Here is a 21,734-nt window from a genome sequence, read left to right as displayed (position 1 = left end):
TCAGACGCCATTATCATACTAGAAAATCAATGTGAAGAAAAATTTCCGGGCATTTGAAAATCGGAAGGCGGGGAATCATGTCAATAAGACAGATAACGCGCCGAGCAACCTGTCCATGTCACTCTTCGAGTTATATCCCTGGACGGACAGGCGCAGCAATTTGTTCCCCTGCCAGTCGATCAATGGAATTTCTATGCGGAATTCATCGTAAAGTCTTCTCTTGAATATGACAATGTCGGTATCCGCCGGCAGGGTGGAGACGGTCATTTGGGCGAACCAGGTTTCAGGGTCAATGTGAAGCGGGCGTTGACCCGTCAGGTCATGGATCCGTTTCCACGTTTCGACAGCGAGGCGATGACACGCGCTTCGCACCTTCGCCCAATCCTGCTCCTGTTGAAATCGAATCGCCGCAGGGACAGCCAGGAACGCAGCAATGTCGCGCGTGCCCCACCATTCGTTGTAGTCAATGAAGTTGGAACCACTTGGTGTCAGCGGCTCGTAGCCCCACGAAACGACCAGCGGCTTGAGCAAATGCTGGACTTCGGGACGCGCATACAAAAAGCCCGCACCCTTCGGTGCACACAGGCATTTGTAGTGAGATGCGGAAACAACACGGTCACTAAACACTCAGAACTAGATTTATCATTGGTCGCGTCGGTATACAAGCGAGATTATATGGCAACCTGCGGCAAAAGCACTTTTAGGGCATGTACCAACGCGTCAATATCCTCCTGAGAATTGTACCCCTGCACCGAAATGCGGACAAACTGTTTGTCTTGCCATTGGATCAGGGGTACTTCTATCTTATGCTCATCGCACAAACGACTTTTAAGCACCGCAAGGTTAGACAAAGGGATCGGGGCAATACCCATTTGACTGTAAAAATCTGAAGCGAGTGGATACAACGGGGGCATATTTACCAAGGTACAGATTCGCTCAATCGCCTGACGCAGCAGGTCATGACATTCATTTCGCACTTCACTCCAATTATTGTCCCGCATGAATTGTAATGCTGTTGGGACGGTCAGCACCGCGGCAGGGTCCTTGGTTCCTGTCCATTGCAAGATGTCGATAAAGCGGGAGCCTGTGGTTGTCTCCGGGGTGGGGTTGTATCCCCAACTCACAATCAACGGATCGATTAGATGCTGCAGTTCTCGCCTGACGTATAAGAACGCCGAACCTTTCGCATTGAGCATCCATTTATGACAATTACCGAAAACGAAATCGGCATCCAATATTTGAAGGTCGACGTGAATTTGCCCAGGAGAGTGCGCCGCGTCGATCACTGTCAATATTCCCGCCTTTTTTGCGAGTTCGCATATCTTTTCCAATGGCAAGCGTAGAGCGGTTGGAGATGTGATATGGCTCAGATAAATAACTTTTGTTTGCGGGGTGATGCCCAGCCAAAATTGGTTAATGATCTCTTCTTCGGAATGAACAGGTACGGGAATAGCCTGATGAATATAGTTTGCACCCGTTTTACTGCAGATGAAATCCCAAGTGTAATCACAAGCGCCATACTCGTGGTCGGTGGTCAGAATCTCGTCACCCTGCTTGAGTTTCAATGAGTGAGCAATAACATTCACTCCATGCGTCGCATTAGGAATGTAGACCAGGTCATCGACATCGGCATTGAGATATTCCCCGAGGGCGCTGCGAGAATCTTTCAGAAGTCCATCAAGTTCGCGTCCAAGGAAGAGGACAGGCTGGCGTTCCAAACGCAACTGCCAGTTATGATAGGCTTCAAAAACAGGTTTTGGAGTTGCGCCAAAGGAACCGTGATTGAGAAAGACCACGCATGAGTCGAGCAGAAATTTTTGTTTAAGGTTGGGCATAAGGTTCCTAGAGGTATGAAATAACCAAACGGTGAAATTTAGCCAAACTACTACGGGCTTTTTATGATTTATTCTGTCATCCACTTGGTACAGTTCTCCAAAGTTTGCGCGTGATGGTCATGCAACCATCCTTTGAAGGATCCATACCCCCCACGGAAGTATTGGCTACGGCGTGAATTTTCAATTGCCACTTTCACCTTTAAACGATTTCGAATTATGTCGGGATCGCTCAGCAATCGAGATCTTTGACAGGTCGGTTTCATCCATAAGATGCGACCTTGTCGACTTCAAGCGGAAAACCATACTGTGTACCATGGTTAAAACGATTCTATGTATCATAGAGGTGGGAATTGCAGTAATCGCAGGAGGTAGTCGTACTTAATATTTTACTAGCCCTTCGGAACAATGCGGCTCCGGAACTCATTAACCATCAGAATATTATGCCCAAAAACCATCGCATTTCACCTTGATTTTAGTCCTGAAATGGCGTTGGTACACCGAAAGGGTTGACAGGGCGTGAACGTGTAAGTTACGTTTATGCCTAAACAAATCAAAACACACTCACACTCAAAGCCATTGTATCGTGTCAAAAACTGGTCTGCGTACGAGAAAGCGTTGGTAGAACGCGGCTCGATCACGCTCTGGTTGTCGGATGATTTTGAGCAAACCTGGCTTTACGCTGGCAAAAAGCAACGCGGCAGTCAGTTCGATTAGATCTTTCTTGTATGAAGAGCAGTACGAGGTTGAAATGAGGAGTGAATTTCTACTTCATGTTTTCCGCGGTCATCAGAATCAAAGAAGTTTGGCCACCGAACAGCATGGATGGGTGGATACACCGCCAAGGCACGAGAAATGATGAAAAACCATAGGGATGTTCCTCAGGTATATTCCGGGTGGTTAATTGTACGCTACCTATAATTAGGTATTTCTAATACCACGTTCGGGCGTTGTGATCCCTATCTTAATTCGCTAAGATATCAAAAAGCACCAAGGTTTTAATAATCCTTTGTACTAAGTGCTTCACTCGCTGAGTTCCGGGAGCAGGCAGAAAGCGTTTTTTCTCAAAAATAGTTGTTTCTGTCCAGGACGATTTCGCGAGAAGACTACTTATTGAAGTTTGAGTAAACAATGTCATCGAAAATTGCTCAAATTTACTCGTAAAATCGGCATTTTTACCGTGACATTAATTTATCAAAGGTCAATAGTCCCAGATATGGCGATTTAGCATCAGCCAAAGCACAAGCTATGGTGGCTGACTACCACAGGATTGCGCGTAACGGTCGCAATTAGGTCCAAATAGCACCATAGGCTATAAGCAATCTGTATTCTCGGGGGGAGCACTTTGTGACAGGAGATCAACATAGATATTGGAGGTGTCCCGAAAGAAATTCCGCCCCATCAGTTTGCAGTTATCTAGAATTCCAAGGAGAAAAAGAATGAAACGCATCTTTTCGTTAGGACTGACATTGCTGGTACTGATGAGCCTGCTCATTGGTTGCACGCCCACCGCTCCAGCAGAGACCGAAGCGCCCCCCGCTGACGCAGCGACTGAAGTTGCCGATACGGAAGAAGGGTCTGCTGATGCGCCCGTTGCTGAAGGTCCGCAGGGGACGTTGCGTGTTGCCCTGCCCACTGAACCCAGTTCGCTCTATATCCCCACCACTCCGGATAAAATTTCAGATATCGCCGCCTCGCAGCTCTATGACCCGCTTGTCTTCCAGGACAAGACCGGTGCAATTGTCCCTGCGCTCGCCGAGAGTTGGGAAACCAGCGAAGACGGCACGGTGTGGACCTTCAAACTGCGCCAAGGCGTGACCTTCCACAACGGCGACCCGTTCACCGCCGACGATGTGGTTGCCACCTGGGAATATGGCATTTCCGATAGCTCCTCCTGGCCCGAGAAGTACAACATCGCCACTGCCGTCGAAAAAGTGGATGACTTCACCGTCACCGTAACAACTGACGGACCCAAACCTTTGCTGCTCGTTACCATGCATGACTTCTGGAGCATCATCCCCAAGAAGTACATGGACGAAGTCGGCGTGGATGGTTTCCTTGCCAACCCTGTTGGTACCGGACCGTTCATGTTTAAGGAATGGGTCAAGGGCGACCACATTACCTATGTTGCCAACCCGAACTACTGGCAGGCTGGCTACCCCAAAGCGGCTGAATTGGTATTCCGCTTCATTCCCGAATCCGCCACCCGTGTGGCAGCCATTCAGCAGGATGAAGTGGATATCGTCACCCGCTTGAGTGCCGAAGAAGCCGAAAGCCTCAAGAGCGCCGCTGGTGTCAATGTCATTCAATACCAGGTTCCGCGCATCTACTACATTGCATTCGACAACCTGAGTAGCGGTATTGATACACCCATTGCTGAACCGAAAGTTCGCCAGGCGATGAACTACGCCGTGGACGTGGACGGCATCATCAAAGCCTTGTTCGCAGGCAACGGTCAACGCGCCGCTGGGTATGTGGCAAGCAGTGAATTGGGCTATGGTATCGTCCCGCCCTTCCCCTATGACCCCGAAAAAGCCAAAACCTTGTTAGCCGAAGCGGGCTATGCCGACGGCTTTGAGATCGACATGGCTTGTCCGTCTGGCGTTTTCGCCGCCTTCCAGGAAGTTTGCCAAGCCATCGTCAGCAACCTCGGCGATGTCGGCATCACCGTCAACCTGGAGATGATGGAATCCGGCGCGTTCTGGGATCTGATGGTCAAGAAGCAGCTGCCCCCGCTTAACGGCGACAGTTGGGCTGATGAGAGCGGCGAATCCTACAACCGTATGGCTGGCGCTCTCGGCGGTATGGATGCAGGCTACTCGCTGTGGTCTGACCCGAAGATCGACGAACTCCTCGACCAGATTTCCAGCGAACTCGACCGCGATAAGCGTAAGGCTCTCTACGAGGAACTCCAGGTCTACATGCAGGAGAACCCGCCCTTCATCTACCTGTATGAACCGGTCACCTTCGAAGCCACTCGCGACACCGTGACGGGCTACAGCCCGCGCCCGTCTGAGATGCTCTACCTCTACGACACCGCGGTAGCTCCGTAACGCCGCATATATTTACGAGTTCCCCCTCACGAGATAAAATCTCGTAAATCAATACACGCCCTCATGGAGGCTGACTTGATCGGTCTCCATGAGGGGCAATTCGTTCTTTATCCGCCCACTCCATATGCAATCTAGTTTGACCCGGATAGATACCCAATGCTGAAATACACTGTCAGAAAAGCTGGTCAATCCCTGCTGCTTGCCTTGGGAGTCTTAATCCTCGCCTTCGCCATGGTGCGCATGACAGGCGACCCGGCGAGTCTGATGATGTCCCGCAACGCCTCGGCGGAGGAAAGAGAAGCCTTTCGCGAAGCGATGGGATTCAACCGCCCCGTCCTCATTCAATTCGTGGATTGGATCACGGATGTCTTTAGGGGGGATTTTGGAGACTCGCTGCATTTCCGCGAGCCAGCCCTGCCGCTCGTCATTCAACGCCTCCCTGCCACCCTGAGGCTGGCAGCCACCGGTTTGGCGTTTGCCATCCTGATGGGGGTTCCGCTCGGCTTGATCGCTGGATTTCGCGCGAACAGTCTAATCGACCTGTTCGGACGTTTGATCGCCCTGCTCGGTCAAAGTATCCCAAACTTCTGGCTTGGCTTAATCTTGATCCTGGTCTTTGGCCAGCAGCTTGGGTGGTTCCCCGTCTTTGGCGCGGATAAACCTGAGTCGGTGGTGCTGCCTGCCTTTGTACTCAGCCTGCCTGTTATGGGAGAGTTGCTGCGCCTAACGCGCTCCGCCGCGCTCGAAGTCCGCAATGAGGATTTTGTCCGCACTGCGTTCAGCAAGGGGCTTCACAGACATACCATTTACATCAAACATGTTCTGCCCAATGTTGCCATCTCGTTGGTCAGTGTGATCGGCGTGGAATTTGGATACATGTTGGGCGGGTCCATTTATATCGAAACAGTTTTTGCCTGGCCCGGTATGGGGCAACTGGTGGGGCAGGCGCTCGGCTGGCGTGATTTTCCGCTGGTGCAAACCATCGTCGTCTTTACCAGCCTGGTTGTGCTGGGGCTCAACCTGCTGACCGACCTGATCTACGCGCTGGTCGATCCACGGATTCGCCATGGCAAATAAATCCTTCCCTCATGGGGCGGATAGCCGCCTCGAAATCGAAGTTACATTCAAGGATCGCCTTGCCTATCTGGGACGCTTGCTCTGGCGCGACCGAACCGGTGTGATCGGAATCCTGATCTTCGTCACCGTGGTCATCGCCGCACTCTTCGCGGAATCCCTGACGCCGTACAAGCCGCTCGACCAGGACTTGTACGCCAGTAAAATGCCGCCGATGTGGGAGGAAGGTGGTTCGCCTGAACACCCGCTGGGTACGGACAACCTCGGGCGCGATATGATGGCGCGCATTATTTATGGGGCACGTGTTTCACTGGGCGTCAGTTTCTTCGGCGCGATCATCGCCGCCATCATTGGTGTCTTCCTCGGCGCGGTTGCCGCCTACGCCGGCGGGCGCTGGGACGAGATCATCATGGCGCCGGTCAATCTGGTGCTGTCCTTGCCGTATCTCCTGTTCGTGGTCTTCATCGCTTCGGTGCTGGGCAGCAGTCTGTTCAACGTCATCCTCATCTTCGGCGTGACCAATTCCCCGATCTTCGCCCGGGTCACGCGTGGAGAGGTATTGAAGATCCGCGAGTCGGCGTATGTCGAATCCGCCATCAGCGCCGGGGCAAGGTGGTGGCGGGTGTTGCTTTTTCACGTCATGCCCAACCTGGTGGGACCATTGGTCACACTTATCTCCTTCCAAATCTCGGCGATGATCTTTTACGAAGCAGGTCTGGGTTTCATCGGTCTCAGTGTGCCGCCTACCGTGCCCAGTTGGGGCAATATGCTTGCGGAAGGACGGCGTTATATTGCCAGTTATCCGTGGTTGACCACCATGCCGGGCTTGGCGATCATGTACACATCGCTTGGCATGAACCTCCTCGGCGATTGGCTGCGGGATGTCTCCGACCCGCGCACGCGCCGCTCCGGCAGATAAAGGTGAACAGGGTATGGCATCCATTCTCGAAGTAAAAAACCTGATTACCAAATTTCACACCGTGGATGGTGTGGTGAATGCGGTCAACGATGTTAGTTTTTCATTGGAAGACGGCGAGACCTTAGCCATCGTGGGCGAAAGCGGCTCGGGCAAGAGCGTTTCGATGATGTCCATCATGGGATTGCTCCCTTCGCCGCCCGCACGGGTGGAGAGTGGTCAGGCATTGTTCCAGTCCGAGACTGGCAGAGTGGACTTGATTCAACTCCCGTACGAAGCGATGAGTGACTTCCGCGGCGGGCAGATCGGGTTCGTGTTCCAAGACCCGGGCACATCGCTCAACCCCATCCTGACCATTGGCAAACAAATTTCCGAAACGCTGATTCGCCACCTGGACGTCAGCGCGAATGAGGCAAAGGATAAGGCGGTCAGTCTGCTTGCCGAGGTTGGCATCCCAGACCCAATGTTAAGATATGATGCGTTCCCCTTCCAACTCTCAGGCGGGATGCGCCAGCGGGCGATGATCGCCATTGCCGTGGCATGCACGCCGCGCATCGTCATCGCCGACGAACCGACTACCGCATTGGATGCCACCATTCAGGCGCAGATCGTCAGCCTCTTCAAACAGCTCCGCGCCAAGATGGGCGTCTCGACGATTTGGATCACACATGACCTCGGTCTCGTGGCGGGACTCGCCGACCGTGTGCTGGTGATGTACGCAGGACAGATTTTGGAAACCGCGCCCGTGGATGAGTTGTACGAAAATCCCCAACATCCTTATACGATTGGCTTGTTAGGCGCGTTACCGCGACTCGACTCGCAGGAATCAAAACGCTTGGTGAGTATCGATGGCACGCCGCCCGACTCGACCATCCCGATCCATCACTGTCCGTTCGCATGGCGATGTACACATGCTTTCGAGCGTTGTTGGAACGAAAAGCCCGCGCTGAACGCAGTCGGTGAAAAACATACTGTGGCATGTTTTTATGCAGTGGAGGAAGGCGGCTAACATGACAACCCAACCTCTCCTGCGCGTGATCGATCTCAAAAAACATTTTTACATTCCCAGCGGTTTGTTCGGTCAAAAGACCATCGAAGTCAAAGCAGTGGATGGTATTTCCTTTGAACTCAACGCGGGTGAAACGCTTGGGCTGGTGGGTGAAAGCGGCTGCGGCAAATCCACCGCGGGACGCACGGTTCTCAAGCTGTACCGCCCAACGGCTGGCAAGGTGTTCTTCGATAACCAAGACATCACATCGATCCCCTCCGAAGAACTGAACAAATTGCGCACCCGCATTCAAATGGTGTTTCAAGACCCGTACGCCTCGCTTAACCCGCGCCACACGGTCAAGACCATCATCTCGGAACCACTCGTCATTCATGGCTTGATGAAAGGCGCCGAACTTGACGACCGCGTGAAGGAATTGATGGATCTCGTCGGGCTGAATCCTTCGTATTTGAAGCGCTTCCCGCATGAGTTCTCTGGTGGACAAAGACAACGTATCATGATCGCTCGAGCCTTGTCGATCAACCCGGATTTTGTCGTGTGCGATGAGCCGATCTCGGCATTGGATGTGTCGATTCAGGCGCAGGTGGTCAACCTCTTGCAGAATTTACAGGAACGGTTGGGCGTGGCGTATCTTTTCATCGCGCATGACCTGAGCATGGTCAAGCATATCTCGCATCGCATCGCAGTGATGTACCTCGGCAAGATCGTGGAATTGGCGGGACGCAACCGGATTTTCAGCAATCCGCTTCACCCGTACACGCAATCGCTTACCTCTGCCGTGCCGATCCCCAGCCCGAAGATGGAGCGCAAACGCCAACGCATCATTTTGAAAGGTGAACCACCCAGCCCAGCAAACCCGCCGAAGGGATGTGTCTTCCATCCGCGCTGCCCGATCGCAAAAGATATTTGCAAGACCGAAGTCCCGCAGATCGCGGAAGCCCAGCCGGGTCATTTTGCTGCCTGTCACTTCCCAGGCACGCCGATCCAAAGCGCATGAAGACCATCAACGAAACTGTGGACGTGGTGGTGGCCGGTGGTGGGACTGCCGGTCACATTGCCGCGATTCAAGCGGCACGGTTGGGGGTGAAAACCTCTGTCATTGAAGCTGGAACCATGCTTGGCGGGACGATGACGGCAGGCGGCGTGAACATGCCGAATCACTTTTTCAGTAAGACCGCCCCGGTGGTGCAGGGCATTCCGTGGGAGCTATACACCAAGTCGAAAGTGGTGGAAGGACTGCCCATCCCTGATTACAGAAAACGCAGACCTGTCGAGTCGCCGGGATATTACAGTTACATCAATGTGCCGGTTTATGCGTCCATTGCCGAGCAAGAAGCATTAGATGCGGGAGTCAACCTGCATTATCACGAGTTCATCTCCGAGGTCAAAGCAGATGGGAATTGGTGGGAGATCACCTCGCATGGGCGCGGCATTCGGCGCGTGACGCGGGTCAAGGAGATCATCGATTGTTCCGGCGATTCGGACGTGGTACGTATGCTTGGGTTGAAGACCTTGAAGTCCAAAGTCTCCCAACCCGGCACATTGGAATACAAGCTCGAAGGCATCGAACACGAGCAAATTTGGAAGGAAGAAGTCCAAACCATTTACGAAGAAGCCATGCGCGATGGCGTTCTGCAAAAAGGCGATTGGGCGTACGCCAACATGGAGCCGTTCCAGTATTACCTTCAGCATGGCGGGCACAACGCCACCCACATCTACGATGCGGACACTTCCGACGCGGATGGGCAGACCCGCGCCAACATCGAGGGCAGAAAGCGGATGATGCGTATGTTCAAGTTCGTGCGCGAATCCATCCCCGGCGGTGAGCGGGCCACGCTGAAGATGATGGCTCCCTTCGCGCTGGCACGTGAGACCTATCATACCGTGGGCGAGTATCTCATCACGAAGGAAGATTTTTTCAAAGCAACCGATTTTGAAGACAAGGTTTGCAACGCCTTTAATTATGTTGACTTGCACAGTCAGGACATGGGCTGTGAAGTGGAATTTATCGAAGGCGAAGAGTTGCTGCCCAAAGTACCTTTCCGCGCATTGATCCCCAAAGACAGCAATCGCATCACGGTGGCGGGCAGGAATATTTCCGCCAACCGCATCGCTTTTGCGGGAATCCGTGCCCAGTGTATTTGCATGGCAATGGGTCAAGCCATGGGCGCGGCGGCGGCGATGGCTGTGCAGCGCGGCGTATTTTCAAGAGAACTAAACAGCAAGGATATTGTCGCCGTCACCGTCGAGCATTGTGCGGTTCGGATATGAAAACCTTTATACGAGGTGAAGGATGAAACAAATTACAGAATCGGCGAGGCAGGTTCCTGTCCTTACAGAGGTAGATGTGTTGGTGGTGGGCAGCGGTCCCGGCGGACTTTCTGCCGCGCTGAGTTCCGCCCGCGCCGGTGTGGACACGATGTTGATCGAGCGGTTCGGCTGTCTCGGCGGCAATATCACCGCTGTGGGTGTGGAAGGCATCGCCTGGTATCGCAAGGAAGGTACAACAGATGTGGAGGGGATCGGCATCGAGTTCGAGCAGAGGGCAAAGTCTCTGGGGGCAACCAATCCGGAGCCGCAGTCCAGAAGCGAGGCAATCAATGCCGATATGTTCAAGTACGTGGCGGATGTCCTCGTGCAGGAGGCGGGAGTCAAAGTCCTTCTCCATACGGTTGTGATCGATGCCATTGTCGAGGAAGATCAGATCACAGGTGTCATCGTCCACAACAAGATGGGCAGGCAGGCGATCCTTGCCAAGCGCGTCATCGATGGCTCCGGCGACGCGGATTTGGCGTTCTTCACCGGTGCGCCGACTCGCAAGACGCCGAAGGAAGAAATGTTGCCTGTCACGGTGATGTTCTCTTGTTCGGGTGTGAACAAGAAAAAGTTTTTGGAGTATGTGAAAGAGAATCCATCATCGTACAAAGATTGGGGTAAGAATTGGGATATTCAAAAAGGCGGCAAGGAAGACGATCTCTTCAGCCCGTACCTCGAAAAGCCATTCGACAAGGCGCGTGAGATGGGCGTCATCCCGCCGGGGATGAAAAGCATCGGCGGTACATGGAGCGCCATCACCGACAGCGGCGAAGCGACCTACCTTAACATGATCCACCTGACCGAGTTCGACGGCACCGATGTGTGGGACTTGACCCGCGCCGAAATGGAAGGCAGGTATCAGGCGTTGCAGGCGATCAAGGCATTGAATCATTTCGCTCCCGGTTTTGAAGACGCGAAACTCCGCACCTATGGCATGACCCTCGGCGTGCGCGACACACGCAAGATCATCGGGCGCTACAACCTGACCGAGAACGATGTCCGCAATCAGGCGCGTTTCGAAGATTCCATCGGCATCTTCCCCGAATTCATCGACGGTTACAATGTGCTCGTCCTGCCGACAACGGGACGCTATTTCCATGTGCCGTATGGTTGTCTCGTCCCGCAGAAAATTCGAAATCTGCTGGTGGCGGGAAGAAGCATCGCTGGCGACAAAATTTCCCATGCTTCCGTTCGCAATATGATGTGCTGCACAGTCACCGGCCAGGGCGCGGGTGTGGCGGCGGCGGTTTCTGTAAAAGATGGTGTGAGCGTGGGCGATGTCAACATCGGCAATGTGCAGAAGGAACTTCTGCGGCAAGGCGTGAGAATCAAATAATCAGATCGTGGACGATGGACGGTAGACGGTCCTCGGTCTATCTTTCACCGTCACAAAAACTTGAGGGCATAATGAAAACATATTCCGATCTAAACACCCCCGAACGAATCCTGTTGGGACCTGGTCCGAGCATGGTGTCTTCGCGCGTTTTGCGGGCAATGGCACATCCGCTACTCGGTCATCTCGACCCGAAGTTCATCGAATTGATGAAGGAAGTGCAGGAACTTCTGCGCTATACCTTCCAAACCACAAATGGAATGACCCTGCCTGTTTCCGGCACTGGCAGCGCAGGCATGGAAGCAACGGTTGCCAATCTGCTCGAGCCGGGTGATTCGATTTTGATCGCCGTCAACGGATATTTTGGGGAACGACTGGTCGACATGGCAGGGCGCTATGGCGCAACTGTTCACCGCCTCGATAAACCCTGGGGGGAGGCTGCCACTCCCGAGGAGGTGAATGCGGCGCTGAAAGCGCATCCTGCCAAAGTCGTCGCTGTTGTCCATGCCGAGACATCCACCGGCGCGATGACTCCGCTCGAAGGCATGGCGGAAGTCGTCCACAAGCACGGCGCATTATTGCTTGTTGATTGCGTCACCTCGCTTGGCGGCATTCCGCTCAAGATCGACGACTGGGGTATTGACATTGCATACAGCGGCACGCAGAAATGCCTCAGTTGTCCGCCCGGTCTCAGCCCGGTGACGGTTGGACCCAGGGCGCGTGAGGCGTTCCATCATCGCAAGACCAAGGTTGCCAACTGGTATCTCGATCTGACCATGCTCGACCAGTACTGGGGCGATGACCGCACTTATCATCACACCGCGCCGATCAGCATGAACTTTGCGCTCCGCGAAGCCCTGCGCCTCGTGCAGGAAGAAGGATTGGAGGCGCGTCACCAGCGTCACTGTGAGAACAGCAGATTGCTGTGGGATGGTTTGGAAGAACTCGACCTGCGCCTGATCGTTCCCGAACAACACCGTCTGCCCACATTAACCACAGTGGCAATCCCCGACGGTGTCAACGACGCGGAAATCCGCAAACGCCTGCTCGAGGAATACAATATCGAAATTGCGGGCGGCCTGGGCGCGTTCAAAGGGAAAGCTTGGCGCATCGGCTTGATGGGTCATTCCTCCCGAAAGGAGAACGTGACGTTATTGCTGTCCGCCCTTGCGCAGCTTCTGCGTTAGCGCAGGCGGCCCGCTCCACAAGTTATAATCAACGAAGACTGGCTAGAAAAAACAGCCCTCCACTTGGAGAAACGAATGATCCGTGTGCGTTTGCTTATAGGTTTTGTGCTGGTTGCCCTGCTTCCGGTCATCGGCGTGGGGATTGGCACGTACATTGTCGGTTACCAAAACGGGCGCCAGCAATCCATTGACCGGCTCGAGTCTGTGGCGGCGCGCAAGGAATTGGCGCTTCAGGTATGGATCCAGTCCTTGCAACTGGAATTGCAGGTTGCGTCCAAAGGGGATTATGCGCCAAAACTGACCAGCAACGCGCTGGCGTTATCGAACGAAAACATATCCTATACATGGTACAACGACCTGGTGCGAAAGCGGCTCCAATATTTTGTAGATCAGTCTCCCCAGATCACGGAACTATTCCTGGTGGATCTCAAAGGAAGGGTGATAGTCTCCACGGTTCCGACGAGAGAACGCAACAGCTACGCCGATTTCATCTTCGATGTGCATGACTTGACCATCGCCCATACCCAATTGCCGTTCCGCTGGGATTTAAGCCTCTCGCCCCAACCTGCTCAGGAGATGGTTTCGGATCCTTCGTCGGTGTTTGTTTTGATCCCGGTAATAAAGGATGACGGTCACTTCGTCGGCGCTATTGGCGGCAAAGTCGGTGTGGATGCGCTCCATGCGATCTTGAACGAAACCACAGGCCTCGGCGAAACAGGCCGGGCTTACCTGGTCAATTGGGATCATACGCTGTTGGTGGGAACGGATTGGCGTGCAGATGATTCCGAATCGGCAGAAGACCTGCATATCGTCCGGGCAGGCGGGATTGACAGGGCGATTGAAGAATCAGCCAACTTCGATGGCGTTTATTCCAATCCGGCGGGGGAGACCGTGATCGGCATTTATCGCTGGCTTCCCGACCTGAACGTGGTTCTTGCAGTGGAGCAGGATTCCGCGGAGGCGTTTCAGGCGGTTTCCGCCAACACGACCATCAATCTTGTGATTGCGCTCATCGCGCTTGTCCTGGCTGTATTTGCCGCGCTGTACATGACACAAAACATCGCAAACCCCATCACAGATTTGGCGGATACCGCCTCCCGTATTGCGTGCGGCGACCTGAAGCCGATTGCCAATGTTGCCCGCGAAGACGAGGTCGGCGCGCTGGCTCGCGCGTTCAACAGCATGACATCCCAATTGCGGGATTTGATCAACTCTTTGGAGCAACGCGTCCAGGAACGCACCCATGATTTTCAGGAGGCAAACGCCGCGCTGGAGCAAAGGGCGTTGCAATTGGAAACGAGCGCGCAGGTGGGGCGTGAGATCACCTCCATTCTCGAGATTGACGTTTTACTGAATCGGGTCGTGGAGTTAATCCAGGGCGCATTTGGTTATTATCATGTGCAGGTGTTGTTGCTGGACAAGGACGCCAGGCAATTTGTCATTGGGGCTGGCAGTGGAAATCGCAACGTGCAACACCGCTATATAAGCCTCAAGGAAAAAAGCATCAATGTGGAGGCCGCAACGACCGGCAGGGTTCAACTGGTCAACGACGCGCAAAAAGACCCAAATTTTCTCTTCGACGACAGGTTGCCAAAGACGCGCTCGGAATTGGTTGTCCCCTTGAAAGTGGGAGAACGGGTGATCGGCACGCTGGATGTGCATGATTCCAGGTTGAACGCATTCGCCACGGAAGACGCCCTTGTAATTCAAAGCCTGGGAGACCAGATCGCGGTGGCAATCGAAAATGCGCGTCTCTACGACCAAAGCAGGAAACTGGCCGTTTTGGAGGAGCGCAACCGTCTCTCCCGCGAGTTGCACGATTCGGTCACGCAATCCCTCTACAGCCTGGTCCTTTTTACGGAAGGCTGGCGGCGCACGGTAAAGAGCGAAGGCAGCGAAAAAATAGAGGAATACCTTAACCGAATTGGGGAGATCGCCCAGCAGTCGCTGAAAGAGATGCGGTTGCTTATCCTTGAATTGAGGCCGCCAATGCTCGAACAGGAGGGGCTTGTGGGCGCGTTGAAAAAACGGCTGGACGCGGTGGAAAAACGAGTCGGCATCAACGCGCGCGTCGTGATGGATGATTTCATCGAACTGCCGGCGTTTCTGGAGAAGGAACTTTATCGGATCGCCCAGGAGGCGCTGAACAATTCCCTGAAACACGCTAAAGCCACAAAAGTGACCGTGCGGTTCTATGTGGAGGACCAAAATATCGCGCTGGAAGTTGTGGATGATGGAATGGGATTCGATCCTGAGGCAGTGGGACATCGAGGAGGTATGGGGTTGCTCAATATGCGCGAGCGGGCAAAGAACCTGGGAGGCAGTTTGACGATCCACTCCACGCCGGGCAAAGGTACAATTGTCAGGGTAAACGCGCCAACAGCCGAAACGATGGTTGAGCCGTCTTGATCGGTTAGACTTGAAAGATGGAGACAACATACTTGGAATGAAAACCATACGCGTATTGGTCGCCGATGATCATCCCATCGTTCGAGATAGCCTCCGCACGCTGATCGCCACCGAACCAGACCTGGAACTGGTTGGGGAGGCAGTGGATGGCGAGGAGGCGGTGCGGAAAAGCGGGGAACTTAAACCCGATGTGGTTCTTATGGACCTGGTCATGCCGGTAAAGGACGGCCTGCAAGCCATCAGCGAAATTAAACACGCGCATCCCGATATATCCATTTTAGTGTTGACCAGTTTTTCAGACGAGGACAAGGTCTTTCCCGCCATTCGCGCAGGAGCGCTGGGGTACTTATTAAAAGACTCCTCGCCCCAGCAATTGCTCACAGCCATTCACGATGTGCATCGTGGCGAAGCCTCCCTGCACCCGAGCATCGCCCTGCAATTAATTCGGGAGATCAACCGTCCATCCGACCTGCCGCCCGTTGAGAATCCCCTCTCGGAGCGCGAACTGGAAGTGTTGAAACTCGTCGCACAGGGATTGACCAACCAGGAAATCGCCGCGCGGTTATGTCTAAGCGAATGGACGGTGCGAACGCACGTGCGGAATATTCTTGGAAAATTGCACCTGGCGAATCGCACGCAGGCGGCATTGTTTGCCTTGCGGGAGGGATTGGCCGACCTGAAGAACGAGTAGACGGGTCTTTTCAGGGTTGCCGTGCAGTTTTATTTCGTTTTGCCATATGATCCCAACATCAACTTCGGTCTGTAGTGTAACCCCTCCGCCGGATGCGCAGACCGAATTTCCTCGCTCCCCGCCACATCCGAAATGGTCCGCGCCCATTCAGCGATGAGCGTCGTTTAAGATTGAACATCCCACAATCTTAATCCAAAACTTGTGCTGAGCCGGGTCAAAGCGCCAAAAAACAGATATTGTTATAATCCTTCCCATGCGTTTCAACCTGTTTCGACAATCCGACATCCCCGAAAAATACCGTTCGAACTTCAGGAACCTCTATCTCGACATCGCCTGGTTTGGCGTGTTGAGCGGAACCGCCATCAACTTCGTCAACGTCTATGCCACGCGCCTCGGCGCGAGCGGCTTGCAGATCGGCCTGCTCACGGCCACCTCTGCCATCGTCAGCCTTTTCCTTGCCATCCCCGCCGGGCACTGGGTCAGCAAACGAAAAACGGGGCAGGCGGTTTTCTGGTCCTCCATCGCTTTCCGCATAGGCTACTTCCTGTGGATCCCGCTGCCTTGGCTCTTCGACGCGCAAGGCCAGATCTGGGCGCTCATCAGCCTGACCTTTCTCATGGCGATCCCTCTCACCCCGCTCGGCGTCGGCTTCAACGCCCTCTTCGCGGAAGCCGTCCCAGACCGCTTTCGCGCGCGCGTGGCAGGTACACGCAACGTCACCTTCGCCATCGCCTACATGCTCACCTCCCTGATCTCGGGAATCCTGCTCAAAGCGATGCCCTCCCCCACGGGGTATCAAATCGTTTTTGCGATCGGGGCCGTCGGCGCGGCGATGAGCAGTTACCACATCTACCGCATCCGCCCGGCAAAGGGCGACACCGCCCCGCTTCCCCCTCCGCCGGCACTTGATTCTGAATCCCAAACAGGATTCCCCCGCGGCATTGCCGGCCTCCTCCGCCTCGATGTATGGAAAACGCATTTCAAGAACGTCCTGCTGGCATTGTTTATCTTTCACCTGGTGCATTACCTATCCAACCCCATCTATCCCCTCTTCAATGTACGCGTCCTCAACCTTAACGACAGTCATCTTGGCAACGGCATGGCGCTTTACTACCTGTCCGTACTGATGACCTCCACACAACTGGGGCGCATCGTCAACCGGTACGGCCACAAACAGGTGACGGGTTGGGGCGTGATCGGGATGTCGACATACCCCATCATGCTGGCGTTCGCACAGAACGTCCTGCATTATTACGCGCTTTCCTTCCTCGGCGGATTCCTGTTCGCGCTGGTCAACGGTGCGTATGCCAACTACATGCTCGAAAACATCCCGGCTCATGACCGTCCCTCGCATCTGGCATGGTACACCATCATGTTCAACTTCGCCGTGCTGAGCAGCTCCATTGCAGGGCCGCTCATTGCGGATATGATCGGGCTTGCCCCCGCGCTCATCTTATTTGGTGTCTTGCGAATTGTTGCGGGCATCATCCTGCTCAAATGGGGATAGAAAAAAAACGGTGGTCGATATGGCGGCTGGTTTTGATAATCCCTTCAGGACTACTCAACCAGCCGCCATATCGAGACCAGCATTCATTCCATGCTAAAATCATTCAGTGACTGAAAACATCAAGATCATCGCCACCAACCGCAAAGCCGGTTTTGAATATACCCTCATCGAAAAGTTTGAGGCTGGCATCGCCCTGCAGGGATCGGAGATAAAATCCATCCGCGCGGGGCAGATCAGCATCCAGGAATCCTACGTGGATGTGCAGAACGGCGAGCAAGCCTGGCTGCTCGAAGCCCACATTGCCCCCTACGAACAGGCGGGTAAGTTCTTTAATCACGAACCGCGCCGCAAGCGCCGCCTGCTTCTGCATAAAAAAGAGATCCGCGAGTTGTGGAATAATGTCCGCATCAAAGGCATGACCATTGTCCCGCTCCGGGTTTATCTCAAGGACGGGCGCGCCAAAGTAGAGATCGCCATCGCCAAAGGCAAAAAGGCCTACGACAAACGCGCCACCATCGCCAAACGTGACGAAGCGCGCGATAAAGAACGAGCCATGCGAGTGAGATAGAAGGAAACCAAATGCCCCCTTCAACCATTGGTGGGATCAACCTGCTGCCCGACCCTGAAAAACGGGCGATCTACGCCAAATACATTCCACAGGATCTGCTGGATAAATTCAACATTCCTCCACTCACCTCCGCCGCGGGGTACAACCTGTTGCAATTCCGTTTTGCCAAAGGTTCCACGGATGTGGAGATGCGGCTGTACCACAAGGCCGATTTCCCCGACCCGGTCCTATACGCCCACCTAACCGATACGATGAACGGGCAAATCCATGTCCTGCTGTACATTCTCAACGACCCCGCCGCCCCCCGCTTTGATGTGGATAAAATGCCCGACGGCACGCCGACCAAGTTCGGGATTTTGAAGCGCAATATCGAAGCGGAGGCAAAGGCTTGTGAGGCGGGACTGGCTCCAGGTCAGGTGCGCAGCGGGCTCAAGATGCTGGGCCAGGCTGTCGTAGCATTTGAGGAGTTTGTCACATCGCTGGGGCATGATGTGTATTTCGTCGAGCCCTTGTATTATCACAACGCGGTCATCTTTGAGCGCTATGGCTTCGCCTATCAAATGGGCAAACGCCTGATGGAAAGCATCCACACGGGGTTTCAACCCCGCGGCGACCTGCACTCGCAATTGGACGGCTCGACCCCGTTCCGCAACCCTGAAGCCGCCAACAGCATCCGCAAACGATCATGGGCGATCCACGCTGGAATTCTTGGCGAGCCGTTCACCAATGTAACCATGTACAAACGCATCGGCAAATCCGCGGGGATCAGCACGACACCAGGCTGCGAGTGGTGAGACGGCTCACAATAACTTCCGAATATGTTCGGTATGATCGCGTTCGTGCCAGAGCGCGCGGCGCAACACCTTGCGCGGACTCCAGAACTCGCCATCCACTCCAACCACTTGCTTTGAATCCCTGAATGCCGGCAATCGTTCAATCATCAATGTACGGACTTTTTCAAGGCGCGCGAGCGGCTCTTTCGGCACTTCCGCCTTTGGAAATGCCAGGCCAAGCCGGTCCAGATACCACCACTCCGCGCCGCCGATGTGGTTGACGATGCCTGCAACATCCCAGCGCTCGCCCTCCCTTTTGATTTCCCATTGTTCCGGAGTCAGGCTTTCGATGACATTCATCAAGTCTGCGCGCGACCATGACAGCAGTTTTCGTCCGCGTTCGATATCGACGGCAGTGAGTGGTTTCCAGTCATGCTCAAAGAATGGATCCACGTCATAACCACCTTCATCCACCCGTTCAAAATCCTCGTTGATTTGATAATCCGTCCATGCCTGCCCGGCCTGAAGTTCAATTTTTAAATTCCCGGGCAGCCATGACACTCCATGCCGCCCGATCCACGTTGCGTATTCCGCAATCGCATTGACTGCATTGGCAAGGGCCTCCTGCTCATTTTTCCCATAGGCATAACAACCCGGATGCTCGAGCACCCATGCAATGGAACGGACGCCTTCGTTGTTGTTCTCGATTCCAATCCGAAATTTCATGGTACATCATCCCTGGATCAATCCTGGATTCAGTATAACATCTTCCCCTCGCGCCGAATCAAAAACCGCCGGGCAGCCTGTTTTCGCAGAGCCTGGCGGTCTTCGGTTGACGTGTAGTAGCGGGGGCAGGACTTGAACCTGCGACCTTCGGGTTATGAGCCCGACGAGCTGCCACTGCTCCACCCCGCATCGGTTGGTTTAGCCCGCCGATAGTACCAAGTAACCATAAAAAAGTCAAGCACTATGGGCCGCTTTGCAAAAAAGGATGTCCCTGCAACCTTAATGAAACTAGTACCAATGAGTGAAAGCGTTTATTAAGATTTGGTGTATAATGCAAATACCTTAACGAACTTAAGTTTACAAATTTAACCTTGTGCGGGTAAAATTCCTTTTCAAAACAGGCCTTATTCAAAACCTATTATGAAGACCACCACACTTCTGGTCATTGAAGTTAAACACGCCGAGATCCCTTCTTTTGCCTCCGATTTGCAGAAGAAGGGATTTGATGTACACATTGCCCAAAACGGCAGTAAAGCGGTTGCATTGCTGAAGGAGGTAAGCCCGAGCCTGGTCATCATCAATGCGGCCTCCCTGCGCAGCACCGGACTGCGCATCTGCCAGTCCCTGCACGAAAAGGACTCAAAACTGCCAATTATCCTGATCCTCGATGAAGACCGCGAGGTCAACAAGGATGCGGCGGACGCGGTCCTGTATTTGCCCTTCACCGTGCAAAAACTTGTCAACCGCATCAAACCGCTTCTGCCCGGTGACGGAAAGAACATCCTGCACGTCGGTCCCATTCGGCTCGACCTTGAAAAACGCCGCGTGCGCAGTCTCGGTAAAAGCACAAAACTGACCCCGCGCCTGGTTACGCTGTTGCAGTTATTGATGGACAAACACGGCGAAGTGGTGGAACGCGAACCCCTCTTCAAAAAAGCCTGGGAAACCAACTACACCGGCGACACACGCACCCTGGATGTGCACATCTCCTGGCTGCGCCGCGCCATCGAGCTCGACCCCGATAACCCAAAATTCCTGAAAACCATCCGTGGCGTCGGCTACCGCCTAGATGTTTAACTGAAACTGTTTTCCCTGAACGGTTACCAATCGGATGCAGACATTGCCTCCGATTTTTATTTTAAGTTCCAGGGGAAGTGTACCGCTTCGCATGTGACGTTGAGCCTGTGCCGCACTCTTGAACAGTTTCCCGTCCCAATCAGGGTCGACCTCCCAAAAATCCACATCGAAGGAGGTATCCAGCCTGACATAACCGTCGGATAAATTCACCTTTATTATTTTTGATTTATACGCAACCACATTTTTTATTGCAGAGTCGCGCTCAAATGAAAAAACGGACGATGTTTCAGCCAGTCTCGCGCGCGCTGTTTGCACCGCCCGCACGGATTCATCGCAGGTGATGAATTTGCGCCCGTTCCTTGCCGCCACAAGGGACGTGGTCCCCGAGCCGCAGAAAAAATCCGCCACAAGGTCGTTTTTATTCGAAGAGGCGCGAATGATTCTTTCCAGCAAGGCTTCAGGTTTTTGGGTCGGGTATCCCGTACGTTCATTGTGCAGGCGCGCGACCACTGGAAAATACCACCAATCCTCAGGCACCTTGCCGCGTTCCAGATCAGGGACTTTACCGAAACCCGCCTTGCGTGAGGCTTTGAAGGTTGCCACGGTGTTCGGGTTATACGGCTCACGGACATCATCCGCATTAAAGACGTAATCCCTGCTTTTTGCATAAAACAGAATTGTGTCGTGCTTGCGGTTGAACGCAGTCTTGATCGGGGAGGGTCCGTGATATGCCCAGATGATCTCGTTGACGAAATTCTCGGCCCCGAAGATCTCATCCAGGATCAGGCGGGCATATGCATCTGCGTGCCAGTCGAGATGAAGATACAATGCCCCGTCTGGTGAGAGCAGGCGGTGCATCAAGGAAAGACGCTCATACAAGAACTGCAAATAGGCATCCAGATCAGTCCACGAGTCATGATACCCTTCGGCTAATTTCCATTTTGAGGGCTTGCGCGAATCCTCCCCCCTGCCAACCCGCGTCGAAAATGTACGGTTCGTAAAAAACGGCGGATCGGCATAGATGAGGCGGATGCGCCCTTCGAATTCCGGAAGGAGCGCTGCCATCACGGAAAGATTATCCCCAAGGATGATACGACCTTCGGGACGGGCATTTGGATAGGCACGTCCCGAAGGGTAGAGAATCGAATCTTGAATAATCGCCGCAGGCGTCGGCGGCGGCAGATGCTTTCCGTTCCAGTTGAGAATCGGCATCGCGGGGATTATCCTTTGGGATGGGGGAGGCGTGGAGTCGGTGCGGGAGGG

19 protein-coding genes and 1 tRNA gene are annotated in these 21,734 nt (G+C 53.9%); 15 read left to right on the top strand and 5 right to left on the bottom strand.

What is annotated here, in order from left to right:
* Nucleotides 1-75: 75 nt before the first annotated feature.
* Complete coding sequence (locus QY332_08150; GenBank protein ID WKZ37899.1) at nucleotides 76-627, bottom strand: aminotransferase class V-fold PLP-dependent enzyme; 552 nt, start codon at nucleotides 625-627, stop codon at nucleotides 76-78.
* Between the two features lie 44 nt (nucleotides 628-671).
* Nucleotides 672-1,835 carry an aminotransferase class V-fold PLP-dependent enzyme gene (locus tag QY332_08145; protein WKZ37898.1) on the bottom strand — a complete coding sequence of 388 codons (1,164 nt, stop codon included), beginning with the start codon at nucleotides 1,833-1,835 and terminating at the stop codon, nucleotides 672-674.
* 537 nt (nucleotides 1,836-2,372) lie between these two features.
* Here QY332_08145 and QY332_08140 point away from each other — a divergent pair.
* The 14 genes from QY332_08140 to QY332_08075 all read left to right on the top strand — a co-directional run bounded on the left by QY332_08140 (nucleotide 2,373) and on the right by QY332_08075 (nucleotide 18,689).
* The gene (locus QY332_08140; protein WKZ37897.1) at nucleotides 2,373-2,549 is read left to right on the top strand and encodes a hypothetical protein; all 177 of its coding nucleotides are present in this window, start codon (nucleotides 2,373-2,375) and stop codon (nucleotides 2,547-2,549) included.
* 722 nt (nucleotides 2,550-3,271) lie between these two features.
* Nucleotides 3,272-4,885 (top strand): ABC transporter substrate-binding protein, encoded by a 1,614-nt coding sequence (locus tag QY332_08135; GenBank protein WKZ37896.1) that lies wholly within the window; start codon nucleotides 3,272-3,274, stop codon nucleotides 4,883-4,885.
* Between the two features lie 156 nt (nucleotides 4,886-5,041).
* Nucleotides 5,042-5,962, top strand: a complete 921-nt coding sequence (locus QY332_08130) for an ABC transporter permease (GenBank protein ID WKZ37895.1) — start codon at nucleotides 5,042-5,044, stop codon at nucleotides 5,960-5,962.
* Complete coding sequence (locus tag QY332_08125; protein WKZ37894.1) at nucleotides 5,952-6,878, top strand: ABC transporter permease; 927 nt, start codon at nucleotides 5,952-5,954, stop codon at nucleotides 6,876-6,878. Before QY332_08130 ends, QY332_08125 begins: the two co-directional genes overlap by 11 nt.
* Nucleotides 6,879-6,891: 13 nt before the next feature.
* The gene (locus tag QY332_08120; protein WKZ37893.1) at nucleotides 6,892-7,884 is read left to right on the top strand and encodes an ABC transporter ATP-binding protein; all 993 of its coding nucleotides are present in this window, start codon (nucleotides 6,892-6,894) and stop codon (nucleotides 7,882-7,884) included.
* Nucleotide 7,885: 1 nt separating this feature from the next.
* A complete protein-coding gene (locus QY332_08115) occupies nucleotides 7,886-8,881 on the top strand; it encodes a dipeptide ABC transporter ATP-binding protein (GenBank protein WKZ37892.1) in 996 nt (331 codons plus the stop codon).
* The gene (locus tag QY332_08110) at nucleotides 8,878-10,155 is read left to right on the top strand and encodes an FAD-dependent oxidoreductase (protein WKZ37891.1); all 1,278 of its coding nucleotides are present in this window, start codon (nucleotides 8,878-8,880) and stop codon (nucleotides 10,153-10,155) included. The genes QY332_08115 and QY332_08110 overlap by 4 nt, the downstream gene beginning before the upstream one ends.
* A 22-nt stretch (nucleotides 10,156-10,177) precedes the next feature.
* Entirely contained in the window at nucleotides 10,178-11,536 is a 1,359-nt protein-coding gene (locus QY332_08105) for an FAD-dependent oxidoreductase (GenBank protein WKZ37890.1), read from the top strand.
* Nucleotides 11,537-11,607: 71 nt separating this feature from the next.
* Nucleotides 11,608-12,720, top strand: a complete 1,113-nt coding sequence (locus QY332_08100) for an alanine--glyoxylate aminotransferase family protein (protein ID WKZ37889.1) — start codon at nucleotides 11,608-11,610, stop codon at nucleotides 12,718-12,720.
* A gap of 75 nt (nucleotides 12,721-12,795) precedes the next feature.
* Nucleotides 12,796-15,129 (top strand): histidine kinase, encoded by a 2,334-nt coding sequence (locus tag QY332_08095; GenBank protein ID WKZ37888.1) that lies wholly within the window; start codon nucleotides 12,796-12,798, stop codon nucleotides 15,127-15,129.
* A 37-nt stretch (nucleotides 15,130-15,166) separates the two neighbouring features.
* On the top strand, nucleotides 15,167-15,820 hold the full coding sequence (locus QY332_08090) for a response regulator transcription factor (protein ID WKZ37887.1): 654 nt from the start codon (nucleotides 15,167-15,169) through the stop codon (nucleotides 15,818-15,820).
* Nucleotides 15,821-16,073: 253 nt separating this feature from the next.
* On the top strand, nucleotides 16,074-17,327 hold the full coding sequence (locus QY332_08085) for an MFS transporter (GenBank protein WKZ37886.1): 1,254 nt from the start codon (nucleotides 16,074-16,076) through the stop codon (nucleotides 17,325-17,327).
* Nucleotides 17,328-17,433: 106 nt separating this feature from the next.
* On the top strand, nucleotides 17,434-17,895 hold the full coding sequence (gene smpB, locus QY332_08080; GenBank protein ID WKZ37885.1) for an SsrA-binding protein SmpB: 462 nt from the start codon (nucleotides 17,434-17,436) through the stop codon (nucleotides 17,893-17,895).
* An 11-nt stretch (nucleotides 17,896-17,906) separates the two neighbouring features.
* Complete coding sequence (locus tag QY332_08075; GenBank protein ID WKZ37884.1) at nucleotides 17,907-18,689, top strand: hypothetical protein; 783 nt, start codon at nucleotides 17,907-17,909, stop codon at nucleotides 18,687-18,689.
* Between the two features lie 6 nt (nucleotides 18,690-18,695).
* Here the strand turns inward: QY332_08075 and QY332_08070 are convergent, their stop codons facing one another.
* Nucleotides 18,696-19,394 (bottom strand): DinB family protein, encoded by a 699-nt coding sequence (locus QY332_08070; GenBank protein WKZ37883.1) that lies wholly within the window; start codon nucleotides 19,392-19,394, stop codon nucleotides 18,696-18,698.
* 117 nt (nucleotides 19,395-19,511) lie between these two features.
* Nucleotides 19,512-19,583: transfer RNA gene (locus QY332_08065), tRNA-Met, on the bottom strand.
* A 231-nt stretch (nucleotides 19,584-19,814) separates the two neighbouring features.
* Between QY332_08065 and QY332_08060 the strand changes: the two genes are divergently transcribed.
* The gene (locus QY332_08060; protein ID WKZ37882.1) at nucleotides 19,815-20,471 is read left to right on the top strand and encodes a response regulator transcription factor; all 657 of its coding nucleotides are present in this window, start codon (nucleotides 19,815-19,817) and stop codon (nucleotides 20,469-20,471) included.
* On the opposite strand, the gene QY332_08055 is transcribed toward QY332_08060, so the two are convergent.
* Nucleotides 20,460-21,683 (bottom strand): site-specific DNA-methyltransferase, encoded by a 1,224-nt coding sequence (locus tag QY332_08055; GenBank protein ID WKZ37881.1) that lies wholly within the window; start codon nucleotides 21,681-21,683, stop codon nucleotides 20,460-20,462. The two genes, QY332_08060 and QY332_08055, sit on opposite strands and share 12 nt — an antisense overlap.
* Between the last annotated feature and the right edge of the window lie 51 nt (nucleotides 21,684-21,734).

This window comes from Anaerolineales bacterium, assembly GCA_030583885.1.
In the GTDB taxonomy this organism is placed as follows: Bacteria; Chloroflexota; Anaerolineae; order Anaerolineales; family Villigracilaceae; genus Villigracilis.
The sequence above is the reverse complement of the archived record's forward strand: the minus strand, read 5'-3'. Positions and strand labels throughout refer to the sequence as shown.